This is a genomic window from Methylobacterium sp. Leaf466 (assembly GCF_001425565.1).
GTDB lineage: Bacteria > Pseudomonadota > Alphaproteobacteria > Rhizobiales > Beijerinckiaceae > Methylobacterium.
Window position 1 is genome coordinate 227,906 of record NZ_LMRC01000012.1, and the last position, 16,507, is coordinate 244,412.

The window sequence follows — 16,507 nt, forward strand, 5'->3', positions numbered from 1 at the left end:
TCATGAGGAAGTCCTTTATGACCCAATCGAAATCGCGCCAGCCGGTGGTCCCGGGCTCGACGGGCACCTATGCCGTCCTGCCCCTGCGAGACATCGTCGTTTTCCCGCATATGATCGTGCCGCTCTTCGTCGGCCGCGAGAAGTCGATCCGTGCCCTGGAGGAGGCGGTTCGCACCGATCGCCATATCCTGCTCGCCACGCAGATCAACGCCAGCGACGACGATCCGGCCACCGACGCGATCTACAAGATCGGCACCCTGGCCAGCGTGCTCCAGCTTCTCAAGCTGCCCGACGGCACCGTGAAGGTGTTGGTCGAGGGCGCCGGACGCGCCCAGATCACCCGCTTCAGCAAGTCGGACGCCTATTACGAGGCGGAGGCCGAGACATTGACCGACGAGCTCGGCGATCGCGTCGAGGCAGAGGCCCTGGCCCGCTCCGTGATCTCGGAGTTCGAGAACTACGTGAAGCTCAACAAGAAGATCTCGCCCGAGGTCGTCTCGGCCGTGACGCAGATCGACGAGCCCTCGAAGCTCGCCGACACCGTCGGCTCGCATCTGGCCGTCAAGATCGCCGACAAGCAGGCGATCCTCGAGATCCCGACGGTGGCGCAGCGCCTCGAGCGCGTGCTGTCGCTGATGGAGAGCGAGATCTCGGTTCTGCAGGTGGAGAAGCGCATCCGGACCCGCGTCAAGCGGCAGATGGAGAAGACCCAGCGCGAGTACTACCTCAACGAGCAGATGAAGGCGATCCAGAAGGAGCTCGGCGACGAGGACGGTCGCGACGAGCTCGCCGAGCTCGAAGACAAGATCGAGAAGACCAAGTTCACCAAGGAAGCCCGCGAGAAGGCGGTGGCCGAGCTGAAGAAGCTGCGCCAGATGTCGCCGATGTCGGCCGAGGCGACGGTGGTACGCAACTACCTCGACTGGATGCTCGGCATCCCGTGGGGCAAGCGGTCCAAGATCAAGAAGGACCTGCTCGGCGCCCAGGGCATGCTCGACAACGACCACTTCGGCCTCGACAAGGTCAAGGAGCGGATCGTCGAGTACCTGGCCGTGCAGCAGCGGGCCAACAAGCTCACCGGCCCGATTCTCTGCCTCGTCGGCCCACCCGGCGTGGGCAAGACCTCGCTCGGCAAGTCGATCGCCAAGGCGACCGGCCGTGAGTTCGTGCGGATGTCCTTGGGCGGCGTGCGCGACGAGGCCGAGATCCGCGGTCACCGCCGGACCTACATCGGTTCGATGCCCGGCAAGATCGTGCAGTCGATGCGCAAGGCCAAGACGTCCAACCCCCTCATCCTGCTCGACGAGATCGACAAGATGGGCATGGACTTCCGTGGTGATCCGTCGGCGGCTTTGCTCGAAGTCCTGGACCCCGAGCAGAACTCGACCTTCAACGACCACTACCTGGAGGTCGACTACGATCTCTCGAACGTCATGTTCGTGACGACGGCCAATACGCTCAACATCCCTGCGCCCTTGATGGACCGCATGGAGGTGATCCGTATCGCCGGCTACACCGAGGAGGAAAAGGTCGAGATCGGGCGCAAGCACCTGATCCCGAGCGCGCTCAAGAAGCACGGCCTCGACGTCAAGGAATGGCAGATCGACGACGCATCGCTCCTGATGCTGATTCGCCGCTACACCCGCGAAGCCGGCGTGCGCAACCTCGAGCGCGAGCTGTCGAACCTGATCCGCAAGGCGGTCAAGGAAATCCTGATCACCAAGGTGAAGGCCGTGGCCGTCACCGAGGAGACCCTGCCGGTGTTCCTCGGTCCTCCGAAGTTCCGCTACGGCGAGATCGACGAGGAGGATCAGGTCGGTCTGGTGACCGGTCTGGCCTGGACCGAGGTCGGCGGCGAACTGCTGACGATCGAAGGCGTCATGATGCCCGGCAAGGGCAAGATGACGGTGACGGGGAACCTGCGCGACGTGATGAAGGAGTCGATCTCGGCCGCGGCGAGCTACGTCCGCTCGCGGGCTGTCGACTTCGGCATCGAACCGCCGCTGTTCGACCGTCGCGACATCCACGTCCACGTTCCCGAGGGGGCGACCCCGAAGGACGGTCCCTCCGCCGGTATCGGCATGGCCACCGCCATCATCTCGACGATGACGGGGATCGCCGTGCGCCGCGACGTGGCGATGACGGGTGAAGTGACCCTGCGCGGTCGGGTGCTGCCGATCGGCGGCCTCAAGGAGAAGCTGCTCGCGGCTCTCCGCGGCGGCATCAAGACGGTGCTGATCCCCGAGGAGAACGCCAAGGACATCGCCGAGGTGCCCGACAGCGTGAAGAACGGGTTGGAGATCATCCCGGTGTCGCGGATGGATCAGGTGCTCAAGCACGCCCTGGTGCGTGTGCCCGAGGCGATCGAGTGGGACGAGCCGTTGCCGGCGGTCAAGCCGGTGGTGGCGGACGACGACGGGGCGATCGTGGTGGCGCACTGACACGCCGCGACCATCGACGGGACGATGATAGCGGCGGCTCCCACGGGGGCCGCCGTTTTCTCATGGCACTCCGATTTCCAAAGAAGGAACGCGGTTGTGTCGTCGATCCGTATTCCCGCAAAGCGGGCGTACCGCTATCGTCGTCCGCCAAGCGGCGAGGTTTCGATGCGGTCCCGATGGCGTTTGCGACATGTGCCGATCACGCTGGGTCTCTTTGTGTCCGCCTGCAGCGGGACGGGGCCGCCACCGCCCTCGCCGACCGCGACCCTGCGCGAGCGCGTGGCGGCGCTGGCCCTGCGCCAGACCGATTTCGGGGCGATCTCCGTCATTCCCGTTCGCTTCGAAAAGAGCCGCCTCTCCGGCCCGTTCGAGGACGGCGGGCGTACGCTCTATTGCGTGTCGAGCCGGATGAAGGGCCGCAGCTTCGATAACGGCGAGCGCCCCAAGGTCGTGATTCGCGACGAGGGCGGCGTGCTGAAGGTGGTCGAGGACGAGGTCGAGGTCTGCGAAGGGTACCGGACGGAGCCGTTCCCGGAGTTGGAGACCCTCGGGAACGCGGCCCGGTCCTAACGGACGCCCCCCGGCCGGCGCTGGCGCTCAGTTCACCTCCACCTGCACGACCCCCGGCACCGCCCGCAGCGCCCCGGCGATCTGTGGTGTCGCCTGATATTTGCCCGGCAGCTTGACCTCGACCTCGCGTTCGCCGCCGTCGAGGATGAGGATCAACGAGACCTCGCCCTCGCCGCGCACCTGCAGGCGCTGGTGCACGCTGCCGAGCGGGCGTTCGTCGCGCAGGTAGACCCGCATGCCCTTCTGGTGGCGGGCCACCGCCTCGTCGAGGGGTTCGGCCGAGAGGATGCGGGCGCGCACGTCGTCGCCCTCGAGGTTGGCCTGCAACTGCAGAACGAGGGGTCGGCCCGGCTCCAGGATCTCGCGGAACTGGTTCAGCCCCTCCTGGAAGATGATCGCCTCGAAGTGGCCGGTCTGGTCCGAGAGCGTCACGATCCCGAGCTTGTTGCCGCTCTTGGTGCGGCGCTCGGACCGGTCGAGCACCGAGGCCGCGACCTTGGCGACGCTCGTGGTGCCGGCCCGCACGCCCTTGCCGAACTCGGCCCAGGTCTGCACCCGCAGCTTTTCGAGGAGCGCGCCGTACTCGTCGAGGGGGTGGCCGGACAGGAAGAAGCCGATGGCCTCGTATTCCTTCTTGAGGGTCTCCGCCATCGGCCACGGCTCGTAGGGCGGTACCCGCAGTTCGATGCCCAGCGCGACGACCCCGCCGAACATGTCGGCGATGCCGGTGCTCTCGGCCTCGGCCGCCCCCTGCGCCAGCTTCATCATCGGCTCCACCGCGGCGAACGCCCGCGCCCGGTCGACCTCGATCGGATCGAGGGCGCCTGCGGCCACCAGGTTCTCCAGGGTGCGCTTGTTGACGTGGCGCGGGTTGAGCCGCCGGGCGAGGCAGGCGAGGTCGCAGAAGGGTTTGTCGCCGCGGGCCGCCACGAGGGCTTCCACGGCGGCTCGCCCGACGCCCTTGATCGCCGCCAGGGCGTAGCGAATACGCCCGTCGTGGACCTCGAAGCCGACGCCCGAGGTGTTGATCGACGGCGGTTCCACCGTGATCTTCAGGCGCTGGGCATCCTGGCGGAACTCGGCGAGCTTGTCGGTGACGTCGATGTCGAGCTGCATCGCCGCGGCCAGGAATTCGACCGGATGGTTCGCCTTGAGATAGGCGGTCTGGTAGGTCAGGAGGGCGTAGGCCGCGGCATGGCTCTTGTTGAAGCCGTAGTCGGCGAACTTGGCGAGAAGGTCGAAGATCTCGTTGGCTTTCGACTCCGTCAGGCCGCGCTCCACCGAGCCCTCAACGAAGCGGTCGCGCTGGGCGTCCATCTCGGCCTTGATCTTCTTGCCCATGGCGCGGCGGAGCATGTCGGCGTCGCCGAGCGAGTAGCCGGCCAGCACCTTGGCCACCTCCATCACCTGCTCCTGGTAGACGATGATGCCGAAGGTCTCGGCCAGGATCGGCTCGAGCTTGGGGTGGGGATACCAGGCGGCCTCGTTGCCGGCGTCGCGACCGAGCTTGCGCTCGCAATAGACCGGGATGTTGGCCATCGGGCCCGGCCGGTAGAGTGCCACCAGCGCGATGATGTCCTCGAAGCGGTCGGCCTGCATCTCCACGAGCGCCTTGCGCATGCCGGCCGATTCCACCTGGAACACGCCCACCGTCTCGCCGCGCTTCATCGGCTCGTAGGTCTTGGGGTCATCCAGCGGCAGCGATGCGAGATCGACGTGGATGCCGCGCTGCTTGAGCAGATCGGTGCAGCAGCGCAGCATCGTCAGGGTCTTCAGGCCCAGGAAATCGAACTTGACGAGGCCGGCGGCCTCGACCCACTTCATGTTGAACTGGGTCACCCGCATGCCGGTCTTGGGATCGCGGTAGAGCGGCACCAGGGCCTCGATCGGCCGGTCGCCGATCACCACGCCGGCGGCGTGGGTCGAGGCGTGGCGGTGCAGGCCCTCCAGCTTCTTGGCGATCCCCATGAGGCGGGCCACCACCGGCTCCTCCTCCATGGCGGCCTGCAGCTTGGGCTCGCCCTCGATCGCCTGGGTCAGGGTGACGGGATTGGCCGGGTTCTGCGGCACCAGCTTGGTCAGCTTGTCGACCTGCCCATAGGGCATCTCCAGCACGCGCCCGACGTCGCGCAGCACGCCACGCGCCTGCAGGGTGCCGAAGGTGATGATCTGGGCGACCTGAGGCTCGCCGTAGCGCTCCTGCACGTACTGGATCACGCGCTCGCGCCCCTCGACGCAGAAGTCGATGTCGAAATCCGGCATCGAGACGCGCTCGGGGTTGAGGAAGCGCTCGAACAGAAGGCCGAACCGAAGCGGGTCGAGGTCGGTGATCAGGAGCGCGTAGGCCACGAGCGAGCCCGCGCCCGAGCCGCGGCCGGGTCCGACGGGGATGTCGTGGTCCTTGGCCCATTTGATGAAGTCGGACACGATCAGGAAGTAGCCGGGAAACTTCATGCCGACGATGACGTCGAGCTCGAAGGCGAGGCGCTCGCGGTAGACCTGCTCGGTCATGCCGGGTGCCGGGCCGTGGGCGGCCAGGCGCAGGTCGAGGCCGGCCTCGGCCTGGCGCCGCAGCTCGTCCGGCTCCGAGGCCACCCCGGAGATGCCGACGTCGTCGGTCGCGTCGCCGGCGACGGCCTCGGCCTGGACGCGGGCGAAGTTCGGGAGGATCGGCTTGCGGGTACGGACCCGGTAGGCGCAGCGCATGGCGATCTCGACGCTGGCGGCGAGCGCGTCCGGCAGGTCGTGGAACAGGCGTGCCATCTCGGCCCGGGTCGTGAAGGCGTGCCGCGGCGTCAGCCGGCGGCGGCGCTCGTCGGAGACGAGGCGGCCCTCGGCGATGGCCAGCAGCGCATCGTGGGCGGCGTAGTCGTCGGCTTTGCCGAAGAACGGCTCGTTCGAGGCCACGATCCCCAGGCCGTGGCCGTCGGCGAGGCGGATGAGTTCGCGCTCGACCATCCGCTCCTCGTCGAGCCCATGGCGCTGGATCTCCACATAGAGGTTGTCCTGGCCGAACGCCCCGACGAGCCGTTCCAGGCGCCTGGCGGCGAGTTCGCTGCGCCCGGCCCGCAGGGCGGTGTCGAGGGGGCCGGACGGGCCTCCCGTGAGCGCGATCAGCCCGCCGCTGGCCTCGGTGAGGGCCTGGGCGGCGATCCGGGGCGGTTCTCCGAGGGGGCCGTCGAAATAGGCCCGGCTCGCCAGCCGCAGCAGGTTGCCGTAGCCGCGCTCGTCCTGGGCGAGGACGACCACGGTGCTCGCCGGGACATGGGCCACCCGCGCCATCGGGTCGGGGGACTCGAAGGCGACCGACAGGTGCAGGCCGGCGATCGGCTGGATGCCCAGGCCCGCCGCCTTCTCCGAGAATTCCAGGGCCCCGAACAGGTTGTTGGTGTCGGTGAGCGCCAGGGCGGGCTGCCGGTCAGCCGCTGCGGCCTTGACGAGGTCGCCGACCTTCAGGGCCCCTTCGAGCAGGGAGAACGAGGAATGGACGTGGAGATGGACGAAGCCGGGATCTTTGAGCGTCATGGCGCCAGGATCGCGAGTCGTCCTTACCCGTCTACCCACCACCGGCACCGGTCCTGCGATTGCCTGTGGAACGGAGCCCGGCTGTGCCTTCGCCGCCACGGATCGCGCAGCCCGGTCCAGGCGTGATCCGCCGACGGGAGAGGACGGGTCGGCACCGGAGCGGCGCGCGCTCAACGCAGGGGCGCGAGCGCCACCGCCCACGCCGCCAGCGCACCGGCGAGCAGCCCGAAGGCCGTGAACTCGACCATGCCGGTCACGATCGTGCGCTTGATCATCGTCGTCGCTCCTTCGGGTGATCCCGCGATCTTTGTTCCTGTTTTGTTCTGTGTAAAGCGGGGATGTGTCCGGCGCTTGCGACAGGGTGAAGAGTTTATGAGCGTCGGTCCTTTCCTGCCCTTCCCTTCCCTGCCTGCAGCTCCGCGCGGGCGGCGGCCGTCGTGGAGCTTGTCCGCCGATATCCACGCGACCGAAGACGGGCCGCCCTGCCCAGGCATGAATGCGCGACCTCAACAGACTGGCGCGGACGCGTTAACCTTGTCAGAGCCTGAACTGCGTAGTCGAATTCTCGATGTACTTAGGTAGATTAATCATAGAATGCGTAACGTCGCATTTGTCGTAGACGAACACTGAAAAACGTAGCAATAAGGCGTCACGGAGCTGGCGCGGCGCTGACTTCGACAGACGAACGGGAAGATGACCATGACGAAGCTCGATCTCACCACCATGACCGCGATCTCGGGCGGTGGTTATGCCGGCGGCGGTGGCGCCCAGGCCAGCAACGGCGGCGTCGCCATCAATGGCAACGGCAACACCGTCTATTACGGCAACACCTCGAACCAGAGCTCGAACAGCGGCTCGTCGAAGAAGTCCTGATCAGGACAGGTCGCGTGGTTTTGCTCCCCGCGACCGACCGCTCGACACGCCCTTGACCGGCCGGCCTCGTCGACGTGAACCGTCGACGACGGCTCGGCCTCGGGACGAACCCCCATCCTTTTTCAATGACCCATTCCGCGGAGACAACGCCATGACGAAGCTCGACCTCACCAGCATGACCACGATCTCGGGCGGCGCCGCCCAGGCCACCAACGGTGGCGTCGCCATCAACGGCAACGGCAACACCGTCTATTACGGCAACACCTCGAACCAGAGCTCCAACAGCGGCTCGTCGAAGAAGTCCTGATCCGCGCTTCAGCGCGATCCGACGTCTCCCGGGCGCCCGGCCCACGGGCGCCCCTCGATCTCCCCCTCTCACAGCCAGGGTACCGGACCGATGACGAAGCTCGACCTCACCACCATGACCGCGATTTCCGGCGGCGCCGCGCAGGCCAGCAACGGCGGCGTCGCCATCAACGGTGACGGCAACACCGTCTATTACGGCAACACCGCGAACCAGAGCTCGAACAAGGGTTCGTCGAAGAAGTGCTGATCCGCGCTTAGCCGCGATCCGACCTCTGCCGGGCACCCGGACCACGGGCGCCCTTTCCTCCCTCCCTCACAACTCAGGATATCGGACCGATGACCAAGCTCGACCTCACCACCCTGACCGCGATCTCGGGCGGCGCCGCTCAGGCGACCAATCACGGCGTCGCCATCAACGGCAACGGCAACACCGTCTATTACGGCAACACCTCGAACCAGAGCTCGAACAGCGGCTCGTCGAAGAAGTCCTGATCGGCACCGAGACCGGTCCGGTCGAGGCTCCGGCCCCCGGACCGATCGACACCGAGGCCGTCTGCCGACACCGCCTTCCCGTCTTGGTGAGAGCAATGTCGAGCGCGCGACACTCAATAGAGTTCAGACTTATATTACTTAAGTAGCAATAAGGCCCTGTATCGTCCGTCGCATGATCTCGACAGGGCACGAATCGTCGGTCATCAAGAGGGTGGAGTTAACGATGTGTTAACGCCGTTTAGCCCCAGGAGTGATGACATGCGCAAGCTCGATCTGAAGACCCTGCAGACCGTGTCCGGCGGCGGTGGCAAGGACTACGGCCACGGTCATGGCCACGACAAGGGTCATGGCAAGGGCGGCAAGGGCAAGGACAAGTCCTGACCTCGCATTCCCTCGCGTGCGGGTCGGCGGACCCGCACGCACCGATCTCGAATCGGCGGCGTCCGGTTGCAACGCGAGGGTTGCGCCGGGCGCCGCCTTAACCTGTCGCAAAGCCCGTTAGGCTAGGCATGTCGCCATCATGGACGACATTCCTGCCCTCTCACGACGCATTGCCAGCCTGCCCCTCGCGGCGCGGCGGCACGCCCTGCGTGCGGTCTGGACCGCCGGCAGGATCGCGGGACGCAAGGCCGACTTCGATCTCCACGGCCTCCTGCGCCACACCCTGCGGTTGGGCACCCGTGACGCCAAGCGGCTCGACCGCGAGATCGCCTTTCACGACACCCTCACCGAACTCGAATGGCTGGCGCTGCTGGTGCGCAGCACCGACCAGCTGATCGCCGATTCGCGCCGGGTGGTGACGGAGGGTGCCGGCATCCTCACCCGCACGGCGGCATCGGGCAATCCGGTCATCCTGGCCCCCCTTCACATGGGTAACTACGTCTTCGGCCTCGCGGCCACCATGAGGACGTTCTTTCCCGGACGGCGGATGCTGATCCTGCGGGCGCGAGAGGACCACGAGGCCGATACCCGGGTGATGGAGCGCATCCGCGAGATCGGCATCGAGATGCGGTTCCTGCAGGTCTCCGACAAGGCGAGCTATGCCGAGGCGGTGCGGTTCGTGCGCCAGGGCGCCGTCGTGATCTATTTCGTCGACCTGCCTCCGAGCTACGGCGGCCCGATCGACGTCGAGCTCCTCGGCCGGCCGATGCGACTGGCGTTGGGGATCGATTCGCTGGCGCGGGTCGCCAACGCCACCGTCGTGCCGCTCGCCGTCACCTCGTCGCTGAGCGGCGACACCGTGCACGTGGGCCGCGCCTTCGAGGTGGTCGACGTCGGCCGCGCCGAGCGGCTGCGCATCGCCGGCCTCGTCTCCCGCCACGTGGAGACGGCGATCCTGCGCGCACCCGGGCAATGGCACTTCTGGCCGCGCCTGTCCGAATTCGCCCCCCTGCCCGATCTCGCCACGGATGCCGCCGAATGACCTCCGCCGCCCCCGACGCGCCGGCACCGTCCCTCGGCGGTGCCGCCAGGGCCCTGGGCTCATCGATCCACGTCCGCCAGGACAGGGGCACGACCTGGCTCGCGATGCTGTGCGGCGCCCTCGTGGTCGTCCTCGTCATGGTGATGACGTTCGGGCATTTCGCACGCACCGAGGCCGTGCGCGGCTACACCTCGGCCTCGTCGGGGCTGTCGCGCCTCGATGCGCAGGTCAACGGCGTGGTCAAGACGATCCACGTCCCCCAGGGCGGGATGGTGGCGGCCGGCCAGCCGATCATGACGATCCGCCTGCGCGAAGTCACCAGTAACGGCGTCTCCACCGTCGGCGCCGCCGCCGCGAGCCTGCGCCAGAAGCGGGACAACCTGCTGGCCAGCCAGGCGCGCCTGACGAGCTTCCTCGATTCCAGCGCGGGCGACAGCAGCCAGCTCACCCAGACCCTCGACAGCGTCATCAAGGCGACGATCCAGAACGAGGACGCGATCCGCCGGGCCCTCGAGCGCCAGGAGCAGATGGTGCGCCGGGTCCGCCAGTACATGACCGCGGGCTACGCCACCCGCGACGCGCTCAACAGCTACGAGCGCACCGCCTTCGACTACGCCCGCCAGCTCTCGGAGATCCGGGTGCGCCGGGCCGAGTTGACCCAGCAGAGCACCGAGCGCGTGCGCACCCTCCAGCAGCTCGTCCTGGAGAAGCAGGGGCAGTTGTCCACCATCGCCAGCGAGCTCAGCCTGATCGAGGCCCAGCTTGCCGGCACCCAGGCCCAATCCGAGATCCAGGTGCTGGCGCCCTTCGCCGGCCAGGTGGCGAGCCTGCTCGCGGAGACCGGAGCCGCGGTCCAGTCCGACCAGGTCGTCGCCGTGGTCGGCGATCCCGCCGCCGAGCCGGTGGTGGTGCTCGAGGTGCCATCGCGTGCCATCGGCCTCGCCAAGGTCGGCCAGCGCGTCGTCCTCAAGTACGACGCCTTCCCCTTCAAGGTCTTCGGCGTCTCGCACGGCACCATCACCGCCATCGCCTCCTCGCCGATCAAGGCGCCCACCGTCACCTCGGAAAAGGACGGCATGGCCGACGGGCGCCCCGCGGCGGCCACGGCCTCGGCCCAGCAGTCGGTGTTCCGCGTCGAGGTGAGGCCCGAGACCAAGGTGATCCACGCCTACGGCCGGGACGAGACCATCGCCCTCGGCTCCACCCTCTCGGCGGATATCGTGATCGAGCGCAGGCGCCTGATCGATTGGGTCCTCGACCCGATCCGGGCCATGCGCGGACGGGGCTGATCGGACCATGTCGTTCCTGAATCGGCGCCGGGCCGTCAAGCCGATCCTGCAGAGCGAGGCCAACGAGTGCGGCCTCGCCTGCCTCGCGATGATCGCCAACTATCATCGCCACGACGTCGACCTCACCTACATGCGCACCCTGTTCCCGCTCTCGCGCAGCGGGATGACCCTGGCCAACATCGTCGAGGTGGCCGGCGCCCTCTCCCTCGACGCGCAGGGCTACGGCCTCGCCAACGTCGGCGAACTCGCCAACCTGTCGCTGCCGGCGCTGCTGCACTGGCAGGGCAACCACTTCGTGGTGCTGGAGCGCATCGTCGGCGACACCTTCCACGTCATGGACCCGCAGTTCGGCCTGCGCCTCTACCAGCGCGCCGACATGGAGCGGTACTTCTCCGGCGTCGCCCTCGAGTTCGAACCGCGCATCGACTTCAGCAAGGTCGAGTCGAAGTCGGCCACGAGCTTCTTCGAGCTGTTCCGTTCGATCCGCGGCCTCGGCAACGTCCTGAGCCAGGTCACCATCGTGTCCCTGGCGATCGGGCTCCTGTCGCTCTCGACCCCGATCCTCTTGGAGATCGCCCTCGACACGGTGATCCCGCAGACCGACCTCGATCTCCTGGCCGTGCTCACCATCGGCCTCGGGTTCTTCCTGGTGTTCGAGGCCATCGCCAAGGGCCTGCGCGACTACATCACCCTGCGCTCGTCGATCCTCCTGCAGATCGCCTTCACCCGCAACGTCGTCGGCCATGCCATGCGGCTGCCGCTGAAGTTCTTCGAGTCGCGCCATCCCGGCGACTTCGTGGTGCGGCTGGATTCGATCGAGCACGTCAAGGCGAGTCTCGTGGGCGGCCTCGTCGCCTCCGTGGCCGACGCGCTGATGTCGATCCTGATCGTCGGGCTGATGTTCTACTACTCGCCGGCGATGACCATGGTCTCGCTCCTGACCCTGGTGGCGGTGCTCGCCCTGCGCTTCGTCTCGTTCCCGGCCCTGCGCCGCTACACCGACGCCTCCCTCGACGCCCATTCCCAGGAGCGCTCGCTCCTGATCGACGGGTTGCGGCGGATCCAGACCCTGAAGGCGCACAACACCTCCGAACTCTTCACCATGCGCTGGTTCGAGAGTTTCGTGCGCTTCGCCAACACCGACTTCCAGGCGCGCAAGGCGGCCATCGCCACCGAGCTGTTCATCCACATCGCCATCGTGCTCAGCACGGTGCTGACCCTCTACATGGGCGTCACCGGCGTCATGAAGAGCACGCTCTCGGTGGGCATGCTCTACGCCTTCTTCGCCCTGCGGAACCACTTCTTCGAGATCGTGAACCTGCTCGCCACCAACCTCTTGCAGTTCTCGATCATGAAGGTCCACTTCAAGCGCCTCGACGACGTCATCGGGCAGGAGGCCGAGCCCCACGCCGATGCCGCCGCCGTTGACCGGCGCATCCGGCGCACCGTGAGCCTGGAGAACGTCATGGTCCGGTTCGGCCGGGCCGACCGGCCGCTCCTCGAGAACGTGAACCTCTCCATCGACCTCGAACGCAAGGAGTCGATCGCGATCCTCGGCCTCTCGGGCTCGGGCAAGTCCTCGCTCCTCAAGATCATCGCGAGCCTGCACGAACCGGCCGAAGGGCGCCTGCTCATCGACGGCCAGCCGATCAGCCAGTTCGGCAAGCGCGAGTTCAGGGCCAACCTCGGGGCGGTCTTCGCCGACGACGGCGTCTTCGCCGGAACGGTGGCCGACAACCTCGCGATGTTCGATCCCGACGTGACCAAGGCGGCCATGGTCAAGGCCCTCGACTGCGTCGGCCTCGCCGAGGAGATCGAGCGGCTACCGCAGGGCTTCGCCACCCTGGTGTCGGAGGAATCGAGCATCCTCTCCACCGGCCAGCGCCGCCGGCTGCTGCTGGCCCGCGCGCTCTGCCGCTCGCCGCGCCTGCTGCTCCTCGACGAGGTCACCGCCAACCTCGATCCGGCCACCGAACTCGCCCTGGTGGAGGGACTGAAGCGGGTTCCGGCGGCCAAGATCTTCGTGACACATTCGGAGATGCTGCTCGACCAGGTCGACCGCGCCTTCCGGGTCCAGGACGGCCGCCTCGTGGAGGTCCATCGCACGCCCGTGGCGCTCAGCGCCTGACCGATCCTGCCACCTGGGATCGATCCTGCCGCCCGGGATCGACCCAGACCGGCGGTTATGCCTCGAGCTTGGCCATGAGGGCGTCCGAAAGCGTGAAGTTGACGTAGACGTTCTGGACGTCGTCCTGGTCCTCGATCACCTCGACGAGGCGGAGCAGCTTCTCGCCGGTCTCGTCGTCCACAGCGATGGGGGCCTGCGCCTTCCACACCAGGGTGGTGCGGCGCGGCTCGCCGAAGCGGGCTTCGAGGGCCTTCGAGACCTCGCCGTAGGAATCCTGCGCGCAGGTGACCTCGTGGCCGTCCGCGTCCGAGCGCACGTCGTCGGCGCCCGCCTCGATCGCCGCCTCCAGCATCGCCTCGGCGTCGGCGACCTCGGGGCCGAAAGCGATCAGGCCGACATGGTCGAACAGGAAGGCGACGGCCCCGGTCTCGGCGAGGTTGCCGCCGGCCTTGGTGAAGGCCGAGCGGACGTCGCTGGCCGTGCGGTTGCGGTTGTCGGTCTGCGCCTCCACGATGAGCGCGGCCCCGCCCGGGCCGTAGCCCTCGTAGCGAACCTCGTCGTAGGTCTCGGCGTCCGCCCCGCTGGCCTTCTTGATGGCGCGGTCGATGTTGTCCTTGGGGACGTTCTCGGCGCGGGCCGCGATGATGGCGGCGCGCAGGCGCGCGTTCATGGCCGGGTCGGGCAGGCCGAGCTTGGCCGCCACGGTGATCTCGCGGGCGAGCTTGCCGAACAGCTTCGAGCGGACCGCGTCGACGCGGCCCTTGCGGTGCATGATGTTCTTGAACTGGGAATGGCCGGCCATGGCGTGACCTTCGTCTGCGGAATGCGCGTCTATGAATGCGCGTCTCGGGATCGCGACGGGACGCCAAAGGCCCGGACGGACCCTTCCTCGACGCCGCCACGTTGGGGATGGCGCGGGTTATAGGCCGGCTGCCGGCGCAGAGGCAACGCGAAGGTGATCGCCATGGACACGAGCCGGACGACCGTAGACAGGCCGCGCGGCCGCCGCACCCTCGGCCTCGCCGCGATCCTCGGCGTGCTGGCGGGGCTGACCCTGTTTCCCCGCAAGGCCCAGGGTCTGCCGGAACAGGGGGCTGCCGGGACAGGGGCGCCGGCTACGAGGCCGCCGCGTGCCAGGCCTGGAGGGCCGCGAGGGTGACCACCCCGTCGGGCCAGGCTGTCCCGTCGATGTGCCGGTGGGGCTGGCCCGGTTCTCCGAGGTCCGAGACCGCCGAGAACGCGCCTTCGAGGCGATGGCTCTCGGTGTAGCGGCTGCGGGTGGCGATCACCGGCAGGCCGGCGTCGCGGGCGGAGCGGATGCCGGCGGCGGAATCCTCGAACGCGATGGCCTCGGACGCGGCCACACCCAGGCGCTCCAGGGCGAGGAGGAAGACGTCCGGAGCCGGCTTCTTGCGCGCGGCCTCGTCGCCCGAGGCGATCGCGTCGAACACGCCCATGCCGCCATCGCGAAAATTGACGGCGAGCAGGCGGTCGACGTTCGGCCGGGTGGTGGTCGTTGCGACGCCGAGGCGGACACCGCCGGCCTTGGCCTCGGCCACCAGCCGGGCGATGCCGGGACGCAGGGCGAGGCGCCCGGCTTCCACGAGGTCGCCGTAGAGCCGGGTCTTGCGCGCGTGGATCTCGCCCTGGAGCGGCGCCAGGCGTTCGGCCTCGTCCCCGCGTTCCGTGGCGATGTAGTGGGCCAGCCGCTCCTTGCCGCCCATCACGGCGAGGAGGTCGGCGTAGGTCCGGGGCGACCACGCCCAGTCGAGGCCCATCTGCGAGAAGGCGAGGTTGAAGGCCTGGCGATGCAGGTCCTCGGTCTCGGCCAGGGTCCCGTCGACGTCGAAGATCAGCGCCTTCAGCATGACAGCGTGCCGTCGCGGCCCATGCGGTCCTGCGCCCCGGCGCGGATCTCGCCGATGCGGTCGCCGTAGCCGGCCGGACCGCCCTTGAACACGGCGTTGCCGGCCACGAAGGCGTTGGCGCCGGCGGCCGCCGCCAGCCCCACCGTCTCGGGCGTGATGCCGCCGTCTACCTCGATGTCGATGGCGCGTCCCGCCGCCATGGCGCGGATGCGCGCCACGGTTTCCATCGTCGAGGGGATGAAGCTCTGCCCGCCGAAGCCCGGGTTGACCGTCATGACGATCACGAGGTCGAGCATGTCGATCAGCGGTTCGACCATGGCGGCCGGCGTACCCGGGTTGAGGGCGAGGCCGGCCCGCTTGCCCAGCGCCCGGATCGTCTGGAGCGAGCGATGGACATGCGGCCCGGCCTCCACGTGCACGGAGATCGCGTCCGCCCCGGCCTCCGCGAAGGCGGCCAGATAGGGATCGGCCGGGGCGATCATCAGGTGCACGTCGAAGGGCTTCCGGCTGTGCGGCCTCAGGGCCTTGATGACCCCGGGGCCGAAGGTGAGATTGGGCACGAAGTGCCCGTCCATCACGTCGAGGTGGATCCAGTCTGCCCCGGCCGCGTCGATGGCGCGGACTTCCTCGCCGAGCTTGGAGAAATCCGCCGAAAGGATCGAGGGCGCGATGATCGGGCCGGTCATGGAGGGGGCCTCATTTGTCGTCAGCGTCACGCCATGCGGCGCTTGCGCTCCACGAGTTGCATGATGATGGGCGTCAGGATGAGCTGCATCGCCAGATCGAGCTTGCCGCCGGGGATGACGATGGAATTGGCCCGGCTCATGAAACTGCCGTGGATCATCGAGATCAGGTAGGCGAAGTCGATGCCGCGCGGGTCCTTGAACCGGATCACCACCATCGATTCGTCGGCGGTGGGGATCCAGCGGGCGATGAAGGGATTGGAGGTGTCGACCATCGGCACGCGCTGGAAGTTGATGTCGGTCCAGGTGAACTGCGGGCAGATGGTCTGCACGTAGTCGGGCATGCGCCGCAGGATCACGTCGGTGACGGCTTCGGTGGAATAGCCGCGGAACGAGCGGTCCCGGTGCAGCTTCTGGATCCATTCGAGGTTGATCACCGGCACGACGCCGATCTTCAGGTCTGCGTAGCGGGCGAGATCGACGTTGTCGTCGACGACGCAGCCGTGCAGGCCCTCGTAGAACAGCAGGTCCGAGCCCGGCGGGAATTCCTCCCAGGGCGTGAAGGTCCCCGGCGGCGTGCCGTAGCATTCGGCGGCCGCCGCGTCGTGGACGTAGTGCCGGGTGCGGCCGCCCCCCGACTCGCCGTAGCGCCGGAACACCTCCTCGAGCTCGGGCAGCAGGTTGGCGCGCGGCGCGAAGTGGCTCAGCGTCGGCTCCTCGGCCATCGCCTTGCGCATGGCGATGCGGTCCAGGGCGTGGAAGGCGTCGCCCTCGATGTAGACGGCGCTGACGTCCTCGCGGCGAAAGATCTGCTCGAAGGTGTTGCGCACCGAGGTGGTGCCTGAGCCCGAGGAGCCGGTCACCGAGATGATGGGATGACGCGCCGACATGATGTGCTGACCGCGCCCG

General features: G+C 67.9%; 15 protein-coding genes. 10 read left to right on the forward strand and 5 right to left on the reverse strand.

Features of this window, described 5'->3' with window-relative positions:
* Positions 1-17 precede the first annotated feature (17 nt).
* Together lon and ASG59_RS20875 are read left to right on the forward strand one after the other, a co-directional pair.
* Entirely contained in the window at positions 18-2,441 is a 2,424-nt protein-coding gene (lon, locus tag ASG59_RS07380) for an endopeptidase La (RefSeq protein WP_055885806.1), read from the forward strand.
* 96 nt (positions 2,442-2,537) lie between these two features.
* Positions 2,538-3,011: a hypothetical protein gene (locus tag ASG59_RS20875; protein WP_200945944.1), complete on the forward strand. Its 474-nt coding sequence runs from the start codon at positions 2,538-2,540 to the stop codon at positions 3,009-3,011.
* 27 nt (positions 3,012-3,038) lie between these two features.
* Here ASG59_RS20875 and dnaE read toward each other — a convergent pair whose 3' ends face one another.
* Positions 3,039-6,536: a DNA polymerase III subunit alpha gene (dnaE, locus tag ASG59_RS07390; RefSeq protein ID WP_056407799.1), complete on the reverse strand. Its 3,498-nt coding sequence runs from the start codon at positions 6,534-6,536 to the stop codon at positions 3,039-3,041.
* Between the two features lie 699 nt (positions 6,537-7,235).
* Between dnaE and ASG59_RS07395 the strand changes: the two genes are divergently transcribed.
* The 8 genes from ASG59_RS07395 to ASG59_RS07410 all read left to right on the forward strand — a co-directional run bounded on the left by ASG59_RS07395 (position 7,236) and on the right by ASG59_RS07410 (position 13,047).
* Positions 7,236-7,409 carry a hypothetical protein gene (locus ASG59_RS07395; RefSeq protein ID WP_156387692.1) on the forward strand — a complete coding sequence of 58 codons (174 nt, stop codon included), beginning with the start codon at positions 7,236-7,238 and terminating at the stop codon, positions 7,407-7,409.
* 151 nt (positions 7,410-7,560) lie between these two features.
* Complete coding sequence (locus ASG59_RS20360; protein ID WP_156387693.1) at positions 7,561-7,716, forward strand: hypothetical protein; 156 nt, start codon at positions 7,561-7,563, stop codon at positions 7,714-7,716.
* A 90-nt stretch (positions 7,717-7,806) separates the two neighbouring features.
* Positions 7,807-7,962, forward strand: coding sequence for a hypothetical protein (locus tag ASG59_RS20365; protein ID WP_156387694.1), 156 nt, complete (start codon positions 7,807-7,809; stop codon positions 7,960-7,962).
* Positions 7,963-8,051: 89 nt separating this feature from the next.
* Positions 8,052-8,207: a hypothetical protein gene (locus ASG59_RS20370; RefSeq protein ID WP_156387695.1), complete on the forward strand. Its 156-nt coding sequence runs from the start codon at positions 8,052-8,054 to the stop codon at positions 8,205-8,207.
* A gap of 258 nt (positions 8,208-8,465) precedes the next feature.
* A complete protein-coding gene (locus ASG59_RS21410) occupies positions 8,466-8,588 on the forward strand; it encodes a hypothetical protein (protein WP_274533832.1) in 123 nt (40 codons plus the stop codon).
* A gap of 139 nt (positions 8,589-8,727) precedes the next feature.
* Positions 8,728-9,630: a hypothetical protein gene (locus tag ASG59_RS07400; RefSeq protein WP_055885817.1), complete on the forward strand. Its 903-nt coding sequence runs from the start codon at positions 8,728-8,730 to the stop codon at positions 9,628-9,630.
* Positions 9,627-10,919, forward strand: a complete 1,293-nt coding sequence (locus ASG59_RS07405; RefSeq protein ID WP_055885822.1) for an HlyD family efflux transporter periplasmic adaptor subunit — start codon at positions 9,627-9,629, stop codon at positions 10,917-10,919. Before ASG59_RS07400 ends, ASG59_RS07405 begins: the two co-directional genes overlap by 4 nt.
* A gap of 7 nt (positions 10,920-10,926) precedes the next feature.
* Complete coding sequence (locus ASG59_RS07410) at positions 10,927-13,047, forward strand: peptidase domain-containing ABC transporter (protein ID WP_156387697.1); 2,121 nt, start codon at positions 10,927-10,929, stop codon at positions 13,045-13,047.
* A 55-nt stretch (positions 13,048-13,102) separates the two neighbouring features.
* Here the strand turns inward: ASG59_RS07410 and ASG59_RS07415 are convergent, their stop codons facing one another.
* The 4 genes from ASG59_RS07415 to ASG59_RS07430 form a co-directional block, all read right to left on the reverse strand.
* Positions 13,103-13,849, reverse strand: coding sequence for a YebC/PmpR family DNA-binding transcriptional regulator (locus ASG59_RS07415; RefSeq protein WP_056407803.1), 747 nt, complete (start codon positions 13,847-13,849; stop codon positions 13,103-13,105).
* Positions 13,850-14,162: 313 nt separating this feature from the next.
* Positions 14,163-14,915 carry an HAD-IA family hydrolase gene (locus tag ASG59_RS07420; protein ID WP_055885825.1) on the reverse strand — a complete coding sequence of 251 codons (753 nt, stop codon included), beginning with the start codon at positions 14,913-14,915 and terminating at the stop codon, positions 14,163-14,165.
* Entirely contained in the window at positions 14,909-15,601 is a 693-nt protein-coding gene (gene rpe, locus ASG59_RS07425) for a ribulose-phosphate 3-epimerase (protein WP_056407806.1), read from the reverse strand. The genes ASG59_RS07420 and rpe overlap by 7 nt, the downstream gene beginning before the upstream one ends.
* Positions 15,602-15,627: 26 nt before the next feature.
* A complete protein-coding gene (locus ASG59_RS07430) occupies positions 15,628-16,488 on the reverse strand; it encodes a phosphoribulokinase (protein ID WP_055885832.1) in 861 nt (286 codons plus the stop codon).
* Between the last annotated feature and the right edge of the window lie 19 nt (positions 16,489-16,507).

Bases quoted from the DNA above. Each gene is read 5' to 3' on its own strand.
- ASG59_RS07430 (WP_055885832.1), bottom strand. From the start codon at position 16,488: ATGTCGGCGCGTCATCCCATCATCTCGGTGACCGGCTCCTCGGGCTCA.
- ASG59_RS07405 (WP_055885822.1), top strand. From the start codon at position 9,627: ATGACCTCCGCCGCCCCCGACGCGCCGGCACCGTCCCTCGGCGGTGCC.
- dnaE (WP_056407799.1), bottom strand. From the start codon at position 6,536: ATGACGCTCAAAGATCCCGGCTTCGTCCATCTCCACGTCCATTCCTCG.
- ASG59_RS07415 (WP_056407803.1), bottom strand. From the start codon at position 13,849: ATGGCCGGCCATTCCCAGTTCAAGAACATCATGCACCGCAAGGGCCGC.
- lon (WP_055885806.1), top strand. From the start codon at position 18: ATGACCCAATCGAAATCGCGCCAGCCGGTGGTCCCGGGCTCGACGGGC.
- ASG59_RS20360 (WP_156387693.1), top strand. From the start codon at position 7,561: ATGACGAAGCTCGACCTCACCAGCATGACCACGATCTCGGGCGGCGCC.
- ASG59_RS07395 (WP_156387692.1), top strand. From the start codon at position 7,236: ATGACGAAGCTCGATCTCACCACCATGACCGCGATCTCGGGCGGTGGT.
- rpe (WP_056407806.1), bottom strand. From the start codon at position 15,601: ATGACCGGCCCGATCATCGCGCCCTCGATCCTTTCGGCGGATTTCTCC.
- ASG59_RS21410 (WP_274533832.1), top strand. From the start codon at position 8,466: ATGCGCAAGCTCGATCTGAAGACCCTGCAGACCGTGTCCGGCGGCGGT.
- ASG59_RS07420 (WP_055885825.1), bottom strand. From the start codon at position 14,915: ATGCTGAAGGCGCTGATCTTCGACGTCGACGGGACCCTGGCCGAGACC.
- ASG59_RS20370 (WP_156387695.1), top strand. From the start codon at position 8,052: ATGACCAAGCTCGACCTCACCACCCTGACCGCGATCTCGGGCGGCGCC.
- ASG59_RS07400 (WP_055885817.1), top strand. From the start codon at position 8,728: ATGGACGACATTCCTGCCCTCTCACGACGCATTGCCAGCCTGCCCCTC.
- ASG59_RS20365 (WP_156387694.1), top strand. From the start codon at position 7,807: ATGACGAAGCTCGACCTCACCACCATGACCGCGATTTCCGGCGGCGCC.
- ASG59_RS07410 (WP_156387697.1), top strand. From the start codon at position 10,927: ATGTCGTTCCTGAATCGGCGCCGGGCCGTCAAGCCGATCCTGCAGAGC.